Origin of the sequence: Brevundimonas sp. (genome assembly GCF_041648615.1) — a bacterium.
In the GTDB taxonomy this organism is placed as follows: Bacteria; Pseudomonadota; Alphaproteobacteria; order Caulobacterales; family Caulobacteraceae; genus Brevundimonas.
This window is the reverse complement of sequence record NZ_JBAZOS010000035.1, coordinates 24435-33062: the sequence shown is the minus strand read 5'-3', so window position 1 is coordinate 33062 and position 8628 is coordinate 24435. Positions and strand designations below refer to the sequence as shown.

Annotated in this window: 8 protein-coding genes; 2 read left to right on the top strand and 6 right to left on the bottom strand. The window is 70.2% G+C overall.

Going from position 1 to position 8628, the window contains the following annotated elements; translation table 11 throughout:
- Window positions 1-137: 137 nt before the first annotated feature.
- Together pip and WC555_RS12540 are read right to left on the bottom strand one after the other, a co-directional pair.
- Window positions 138-1112, bottom strand: a complete 975-nt coding sequence (gene pip / locus WC555_RS12545) for a prolyl aminopeptidase (protein ID WP_373254041.1) — start codon at window positions 1110-1112, stop codon at window positions 138-140.
- Window positions 1113-1137: 25 nt separating this feature from the next.
- Complete coding sequence (locus WC555_RS12540) at window positions 1138-1500, bottom strand: DUF423 domain-containing protein (protein ID WP_373254039.1); 363 nt, start codon at window positions 1498-1500, stop codon at window positions 1138-1140.
- A 59-nt stretch (window positions 1501-1559) separates the two neighbouring features.
- Between WC555_RS12540 and WC555_RS12535 the strand changes: the two genes are divergently transcribed.
- Entirely contained in the window at window positions 1560-2738 is a 1179-nt protein-coding gene (locus tag WC555_RS12535) for an MFS transporter (protein WP_373254037.1), read from the top strand.
- Here the strand turns inward: WC555_RS12535 and WC555_RS12530 are convergent.
- The 3 genes from WC555_RS12530 to WC555_RS12520 all read right to left on the bottom strand — a co-directional run bounded on the left by WC555_RS12530 (window position 2702) and on the right by WC555_RS12520 (window position 6237).
- On the bottom strand, window positions 2702-3301 hold the full coding sequence (locus WC555_RS12530) for a hypothetical protein (protein ID WP_373254035.1): 600 nt from the start codon (window positions 3299-3301) through the stop codon (window positions 2702-2704). The genes WC555_RS12535 and WC555_RS12530 overlap by 37 nt on opposite strands.
- A 113-nt stretch (window positions 3302-3414) precedes the next feature.
- A complete protein-coding gene (locus WC555_RS12525) occupies window positions 3415-5919 on the bottom strand; it encodes a tipN (protein WP_373254033.1) in 2505 nt (834 codons plus the stop codon).
- A gap of 129 nt (window positions 5920-6048) precedes the next feature.
- Entirely contained in the window at window positions 6049-6237 is a 189-nt protein-coding gene (locus WC555_RS12520; RefSeq protein WP_373254031.1) for a hypothetical protein, read from the bottom strand.
- Window positions 6238-6425: 188 nt separating this feature from the next.
- On the opposite strand from WC555_RS12520, the gene WC555_RS12515 reads away from it, so the two are divergent.
- Entirely contained in the window at window positions 6426-7892 is a 1467-nt protein-coding gene (locus WC555_RS12515; RefSeq protein ID WP_373254029.1) for a phospholipase D-like domain-containing protein, read from the top strand.
- Here WC555_RS12515 and WC555_RS12510 read toward each other — a convergent pair.
- The gene (locus tag WC555_RS12510) at window positions 7879-8616 is read right to left on the bottom strand and encodes an endonuclease/exonuclease/phosphatase family protein (RefSeq protein ID WP_373254027.1); all 738 of its coding nucleotides are present in this window, start codon (window positions 8614-8616) and stop codon (window positions 7879-7881) included. The two genes, WC555_RS12515 and WC555_RS12510, sit on opposite strands and share 14 nt — an antisense overlap.
- Between the last annotated feature and the right edge of the window lie 12 nt (window positions 8617-8628).

Sequence of the window (8628 nt, the reverse complement as noted above, 5' to 3'; positions counted from 1 at the left end):
CGCAGCGGAGCCCGGGTGGGGAACGCCAGTCCCGCACGGATCGCGCCCGGCTTCACACTCCCCCCACCCTGTCGTCGCTTCGCGCCGACATCCCTCCCCATGAAGGGGAGGGAGAACGCCGTTCCGGTCTTTGAAAACTAAACCCCCGCGGCCCAGTCCGTGCCGCGCACCAGGCTGTCGATGATGCCCGGTTCGGTCGAGGCGTGTCCCGCGTCCTTGACGATGTCCAGCTTCGCCTCGGGCCAGGCGCGGTGCAGGGCCCAGGCGCTGGCGATCGGCGTCACCACATCGAACCGTCCCTGGGCGATCCAGCAGGGGATGTGCTTGATCCGGCCGATGTTCTTCAGCAGCCAGCCTTCTTCCGGGAAGAAGCCGCCGTTGACGAAATACCAGCATTCGATGCGGGCGAAGGCGACGGCGAATTCCGGCTCGGCGAACTTGTCCGGACGCGCGTCCGGGCCCTCGACGCTGACGGTCTCGCCTTCCCAGCTCGACCAGGCGATGGCGCAACGCTCGCGCTCGGCCTTGTCGTCGCCGGTCAGCCGCTTGTAGTAGGCGCCCATCAGGTCGTGCCGCTCATCCTCGGGAATGGGGGCCAGGAACCGCTCCCAGGCGTCCGGGAAAATGTTCGACGCGCCGTCCTGATAGAACCAGTGCAGCTCCGGCCTGGTCAGCAGGAAGATGCCTCGCAGCACCAGCGCTTCAGCCCGCTCGGGATGGGTGATGGCGTAGGCCATGGACAGGGTCGAGCCCCAGCTGCCGCCGAACACCACCCATTTGTCGATGCCCAGCAGCTCGCGCAGCCGTTCGATGTCCTCGATCAGGGTCCAGGTCGTGTTTTCGTCCAGCGACGCATTGGGCCGGCTCTTGCCGCAGCCGCGCTGGTCGAACAGCACGATCCGGTATTTCGCCGGATCGAAATAGCGCCGCATGCCCGGGTTGACCGCGCCGCCGGGGCCGCCGTGCAGCACGACGACCGGCAGGCCCTGCGGATTGCCGCATTCCTCGTACCAGATCTCGTGCACGCCGCCGGTCGGCATATAGCCGGTGGCGTAGGGCTCGATCTCCGGGAACAGTTCACGACGGGCCGTTTCGGGTACTGGGAAAGCCATGCGGACTCAGGTCTCTGTTCGCCGGTCAGGCGGTGACGGTTTGTGACCGCAATGCGGCAACGGCGAGCAAAAGCCAAGCCGAGATCATCAGTACGCCGCCGATGGGGGCGACCGCTCCCATGGCGGGCAGGCTCAAAAGGGCGATGGCGGACAGGGCGAGGCAGAACACCAGTCCGCCCGCGGCCGCCAGCCAGCCGGCGATCACGACCAGGCGGGACCGGGCCGGCCAGACCGCGCAAACCAGGGCCAGCACGGCGTGAACCATCTGATAGTGGCCGCCCGTCGTCAGCAGGGTCTTGATCTGCGGTCCCGCCCCATGGGCGGCGAAGGCGCCGATGGCCACCGCAAGGGCCCCGTTCAGGGCGGCGAAGACCGCCAGACTACGCATCACTCTCATACCCGGAACGCTAGCCGACAGAATCCCGCGAGTCTGCTATTGCCCGCCTCATGACCGCCGCCCGACGCCTGGCTTTGCAGTATGTGTTGCTCTTCGGCGCCACCGGGGTCAGCCTTCCATTTGCAGGCTTATGGTTAAGCTCGCGAGGGTTGAGCGGCGCCCAGATCGGAACCCTGCTGGCCATCCCCATGCTGGCCCGAATCGTCACCGGGCCGCTGCTCGGGGTCTGGGCTGACGGATTCAGACTGCGGCGCACGCCCATCGCCTTGCTGGGCGTGGTCATGACGCTCGGCTACGGCGCGGCGGGGCTGGTTGACGGTTACCTGGCCTGGGCGGTCTGCTGGTTCGTCGGCGCGACCGCCATGGGCGTTCTGGTGCCCCTGACCGACGTGCTGAACCTGCGGCTCGCCGGCCGGCTCGGCTATACCTTCGCCCTGCCGCGCGCCTTCGGCTCCGTGGCCTTCGTCGCCGCCAACATGGCCATGGGCGCGATGCTGCTGACCCTGCCGGCCGACGCGATCATCATCTGGCTGGTCGTCGCCTCCCTCGGCCTGGCCGTGGTCGCGGTCCTGGCCCTGCCGCCCGAGCCGGTGGGCGAGGGGGCGCCCTTGCGGGGCCGCGAGCGCTTCCGCGGTCTCGGCCGGCTGGTCAGGGACCCGACCTTCATGACCGCCATCTTCGCCATCGGCGCGGTCCAGGCGGCCCACGCCTACCAGTATGGCTTCTCCGCCATCCTGTGGAAGGCGGAGGGGATCAGCGAGGCCGTCACCGGCCAGCTCTGGGCCTTCGGCGTCGTGGCCGAGATCGCCCTGATGTGGCTGTTCGAACCCTGGCGCCGCCGTGTGGGCGTCAGCCCCTGGAGCATGCTGGTCGTCGGCGCCGCCGCCGCCGTCCTGCGCTGGAGCGCCATGGCCCTGGCCCCGCCGTTGTGGATGCTGTGGCCCCTGCAGGGGCTGCACGCCCTGACCTTCGCCGCCACCTTCCTGGCGGGGATCCAGATCGTCGAACGCCTGGCCCCCCGGGACAGCCAGACGGCGGGGCAGATGCTCAGCTCGGTGCTCTCGGCCGGGGTGCTGATCGGTCTGGCCACGGCCGCGTCAGGCACGCTCTTCGACCGCTATGGCGCGAGCGGCTATTGGGCGATGGCGGCGATGGCGGCGGCCGGCCTGCTGGCGGCGCTTCCGCTGAGACGTCAGCTGGCCCGCGAGCGGGGCAACGGCGCCAGGTGACGCGCCATGGCTTCGGCGGCGACCTTCACCGCCCGCTGGACCTCGGCGTCAGGCTCGTTCTCCGGCGCGCGTAGCAGCCCGACCGCCGGCGTATCGAACCCCTCGGGCAGGCTTGAAAGCACCCGGTACAGCAGATAGCTGCCCGCATCGTCTTCGGCGTCCGAACTGGTGTCGACGGACAGACCGGCCTCGTTCAGCGCACGGACGATGTCCGCCGCCGGGGCCGTGGCCCGGGCGATGGCGGGGCCCACGCTGGTCAGCCGATGCACCCCGTCCAGCGAACGATTCTCGGCCCGGATCTGCAATCTGAACGTCGTGCTCCGGCGCGTCCGGCCGATCAGCAGCAGGCCCCGGCAGCGCGGATCGCCGAGGTGCGCGATCAGGATTTCGGCAAGGGCGTCCGGCTCTCCACCCGGCACGGCGACGGTGCGGGCGCCCGTCGGGCTCCACGGCTCGCCGGACAGGTCCTCGACAGGGTCCCAGCCGGCCTCGTCGGCGTCATAGGCGCAGATCACGATCGCGGGGCGATGATCCGGCGCGGTCTCGGCGGCTGTGTCGAGCATGAACCCTGCTTACGCGTGACGGATGCGTGACGGGCCGGACGGTGTCGCCATCCCGCAACCGCCGTCAAGACGAAATCGGCGACGGAGCCCGTCCGTACCCGTCGATTCCCGTGTCAGGCGAGATCGCCGATGGCGGCGTCCAGCAGCATATAGGCCCGTCCGCCGTCAGAGGTCAGCCGTCCCTGGATGCCCGCGGCGTCCCCCGCGGCGGCGCGGACCGTCAGGTCCCGGACGACGGCCCGGACAAACGCCTCGGCGTCCGCCCGCAGGTCCGGATCCGTCAGAACACGGCGCGAGACGCTCCGCACGGCGGCCGGAGCCACGCGGCGGACGATCTGGCGCGCCCGATCCGGATCCCGGTCGGCGACGGCCTGCGCGGCCTCCTCGATGCGGGACCGGGGAAGCAGGGCGTTGGGATCGACGCCCATGCGCCGGATGGCGGCGGTGACGCGCTCCTCCAGCCCTTCGATGTCGGCGACCGGCATGATCGGCGTGTCCAGATCCAGCGGCGCCTCGCCCGGCCCGTCGTCGACCAGATCGCTCCAGCCCAGGCGGTCGGCCGCGGGCGTCGCGGGCGGCGTCGATCCGGGCATGGGCTCCAGTTTCAGCCGTCCCCGCAGACCGAAGCCGCGCGAGCCCTCGGCATTGGCGGGACGCTCGGGGGCGGCGGCCGACTCGACGGGCGGCGGGACCGACGCCGGCTCGCGGCGACGGAGGGCCGGCGAATCGCCGGACACCACGCCCATCAGACGGACGGCCTCGGTCAGCATGTCGTAGTTGCGGCGCACCCGCTCCTGGAAGCCCGAGTCCAGCGCCTCGGTGTCGGCCGCGGCCTTCTGCGAGGCGGCGGACAGGGCGGCGAGGCCTTCCTCGACCGTCGTCCTGACGGCGTCGACCCGCTTCTGCGCCTCTTCGGGCAGGCGGGCGGCGCGTTCGTCCAGATCGCCGATCGTCTCGTCGATCTGGACGAGGGCGGCGTTCATGCGCTCGAGCGTGGATTCCAGACGCTCGAGGGCGCGTTCGCCGGCCTGGTCGACCAGTCCCCCGGTCTCGGCCACGATCTTGCGGGCGCTGTCGACGCGGGCGTCGGCGGCCTGATCGGCCTTCTGCGCCGCCTCGAACAGGGTTTCCCCCAGACGATCCGCGCGCATCCGGGCCTGTTCGGCCGCGTCGGCTGCGGCGGCGCGGGACTGCTCCGCGGTGGCCTGCAGCGCGGACAGCGCCAGACGGGTTTCCTCGACCAGGGCGTCGCGGGCCTCGGCGGCCAGGGCCTCGAACCGGTCCAGCGCCAGCTTGGTGGCGGCGTCGAAGCCATCGGCCTCGCGCTGGGACATCTCGACCAGGGCGCGGAACTGATCCGTCGCGGCCTCGACCAGATCCCGGATGGTCTCGGCCGTGCGGGTCGAGGTGTCGCCCAGTTCGCCGGCGGCCGTGCGGCTGGCCGACAGCTGCTCCGTCAGCTGGGCGCGCTGGCTTTCGACCTGGGCGGAGAAATCCTCCTGATCGGTCCGCAGGGCGTAGGCGGCGGTGACGAGGGCTGCGCGCTGCTGGCCAAGGCCTTCCTCGACCGACTGGATCTGTTCGGCGACGCCGGAACCGGCGTTCTCCAGCCTCAGGGTCTGGCGGGCCAGATCGTCGGCGGCGACGCGGGCCGCGTCCTGCGCCTCGCCGGCGGCGGCGGCCAGGTCCGCGGCGCGGGCGGCCAGCGCCGCCTCGGCTTCACGAAGCTGCGTCTGGGCCAGGTCGGAGGCGTCGACCACCATGCGGGATTGACGCTCGACGGCGTCGATCACCCCGGCCGCCTGGGAATCCAGTTGCGTCCCCAGCGCGGCCATCTGGGTGCGTTCTCCGCCCAATTGCTCAGCCAGTTTGCGGGCGGTGCGGCTCGCGGTCTCCGCGGCCTCGTTCAGGCGGGTGGTTTCCTGGGACAGCGCCTCGCGCAGCAGCGCCATGTCATTGCGGGCCCGCTCCGCCGCGAGAGACGCCTGGTCGATGTCGTCCCGGAGAGACTGGAGGACCTCGCCGGTCCGCTGGGCTGCGAGCGCGGTCGGGGCGATCAGGGCTTCGGACAATTCACGGGCGCGCCGGGTCTCCATGGCCAGGCCCGCGCCCTGACGGACGGCGTGGGCCAGCATGATCGCCATCCCCGCCGGGGCCAGGGCGATCAATGCATAGACCGCGAGACGCAGGGGCTCGAGTTCCACGGCGCCCGCGCCGAATTCGTACATGAAAGCCGCCGCGACGCCGCCGATCCACAGGGCCGAGGCGACGCCGGCGACCAGATAGGCGTGGCGGCCCGAGGGCGCGGCCAGCTCGCGCCGGCCTACCGGCACGGGCATGGGCGCGGGTTCGTATGCGACCGGCGGGGCCTCGGCCGAAGCGACCAGTTCCGGCGCGGCCGCGGCAGGGGTGGCCGCCGCGCGGGCGGCGTCCGCGACGGCCCGCTCCTCGGTGCGGCGCTGTTCCTCGGCGAGCCGGCGTCTGCGGCGTTCGGACATGGGGCGCTCGACCGCGGACTCGGCCGTCGGCCCGGCCGTCTCCGGGGCGGAGTCGGCCGTTCCGGGCTCCGGATCCGGATCGGTCAGGTTCAGCGGGGGCCGTTGGCGGGTTGGTTTCATGGTGCGGCGATCTCGTCACGGAGCGGCGTCGGCGACCAACGCGCGAAAGGACGTTGCGACCCTAACGAGTCAATCGCGGCCCGCAAAGGCGACGGCGGCCGAATCCCTGGACAGTCCACACGCGGCGGATCAGCAGTCCTGCTTGCGCTCGGACGGGGCGGCGAACATGGCGGTCGACGGACCGTCGCCACAGTCGCGCACCCGGTGAATCTCGCGCTCCGCCTTCTGCGGCGGGCCGAGGTCCAGGCCGAACTGCGACAGAGCCGCAGCGGCCAGAATGGCGACGAATCCTGCGATAAACTCGATCAGCGCCTGCATCGCCGATCTCCCTGTCCCGACTGCGAGCAATCTTATGCGCCCAAAACGACGTTCGGACAATCGGGCAGGACATGAACAAAGCTTCACCGTTGACCATCTGCGACGCAAGGTGGAACGGAAATGGTCGGCGCGCGTCCTGTAGAGCTTGAGGCGTTCGGCGCCCGCCACGTGAATGGGCCAACCTGCGCATGACGGATTTCGGGGATGACCACGGTCAGGAGCTACTGAGGCCAGGCTCTAATTGCTGGCGGGTGGAGACGGCGGACCGCTTCGCCATCCTGATGGAGAACGCCGCCTATTTCGAAGCCTTGCGGTCGGCCCTCGCCAAGGCGCGCCGCTCCATCGTCATCCTCGGCTGGCAGTTCGATCCGCGTACCCGGCTGGATCCCGAGAGCGCCCACAACGATCACCAGGCCCAGATCGGGCATCAGCTGCGCATGCTGGTGAAGTCGAATCCCGAGCTGGACGTCAGGTTGTTGATCTGGAAGTCGCCCCTGCTGATCGCGGCGTCACAGGGCTTCTACCCCCACAAAGCCCAGGGCTGGTTCCGCAAGCGGATGGTCGAGTTCAGGCTCGACGCACCCGGCCCGATCGGAGCCTGCCATCACCAGAAGGCGGTCATCATCGACGACGCCGTGGCCTTCTGCGGCGGAGGAGACATCTCGACCGACCGTTGGGATTCCGAAGAGCATCTGGACGGAGACCCGAGGCGTTGCCAGCCATCGGGAGAGATCCCGTCGCCGCGCCACGAGGTGATGACGGTCATGGACGGCGCAGCCGCGCGGGCTCTCGGGGATCTGGCGCGCGAACGCTGGTTCCGCTCGACGTGGGAGCGGACGGTGCCGGACCATGTCGATACGGACCCCTGGCCGGACGGCGTCGAGCCCGACATGCGTGACGTGCCGGTGGCGATCGCGCGCACCGAGCCCGCCACAGGCGGGCGCGCCGAGGTGCGCGAGAACGAGGCGCTGCACCTCGACGCGATTCGCGGGGCCAGAAAGCTGATCTATTTCGAGAACCAGTATTTCACCTCGCCCGTGATCGCGACGGCGCTCGCCGAGCGTTTGGCGGAGGAGGACGGGCCGGAAATCGTCCTGGTCTCGACGGGGAGCAGCCCCAGCTGGTTCGACCGCATCACCATGGACACCGCCCGGTCGGAAATCCTGTTCCGGTTGGAGCAGGCGGACCGGCACAACCGCTTCTTCGCCTTCACGCCCTATACCGAGGGTGGCGAGCGGATCATCGTCCACGCCAAGGTGTCGATCTATGACGACGCCGTCCTGCGTATCGGTTCGACCAATCTGAACAACCGCTCCTTCGGCTTCGACACCGAATGCGACGTCGCGGCCGAGCCGCGCGACCAGGCCGGCCGCGACGCCATCCGGGCCTTCCGGCATCGCACGATCGGCCACTGGATCGGCATCGGAGGGGCGGAGTTTGCGGCGGCCGAGGCGACGGCCGGGACCGTGGGCGAGGCCATCCAGCGGTTCGACACCGGCCGGATGCACAGGCTGGGCGCCGAACCGCCCTCGCGCGCCGAACGAATCATCGCCGAATTCCAGCTGGGCGATCCGACCTCGACCCGCGACGCCTTCCGGCCCTGGAAGAGGCGCACCCGGTCACACCGGACCTTGCCGCCGCCTAGGCCGGCCTGATCTCGAAATCGATGATCAGAGGCAGATGGTCCGAAGCCATTCGGGCCAAAGGTGAGAACGGCGCCTTCACGGCGGTCACCACCACCTCGGGGCTGGTGAAGCAGTGGTCGATGCGGATCGCGGGGAAGCTGGAGGGGAAGGTCTTGACCGACGGCTTCAGACCGAGGCTGCGCTGGCAATCCGAAAGCTTCGCCGCCAGCGTCTGGTAGGGGCGGGTCACGGAGGTGGCGTTGAAGTCGCCGGTCAGCAGGGTGGGACCGGTGCAGTCCGGATGGCCCAGCCAGTCCGCGCCCGCAAGGGCGGCCGCCTGAAGTCTTTGCTCGCGCGGGACCAGGCCCAGATGAGTATTGAAGACGTTCAGCGTCGCGCCGTCGAGATCGATCGCCGACCATAGCGCGCCGCGCGGCTCCAGACCCGGGATTCCGCGGATCGTCGGCAGGGGCCCGGACTTCACCAGCCGCTCGGGCCGCGCGGTCAGAATGGCGTCGCCGTACTGCTCGGCTTCCACAAGCATGGCGGCGTGAAAATGGAAGGTCATGGCGAGATGGTCGGCGATGGACTGCGCCTGATCGACGAAGCCTGTGCGGGCCCGCCCGACGTCCAGCTCCTGCAGGCAGACGATGTCGGGCTCATGCTCGGCGATGACGCCCGCGATCCGCGCGACGTCGAGTTTGCGATCGACGCCGACGCAGCGGTGTACATTGTAGGTCAGCAGGCGGGGCATGGCGTGAGGAGC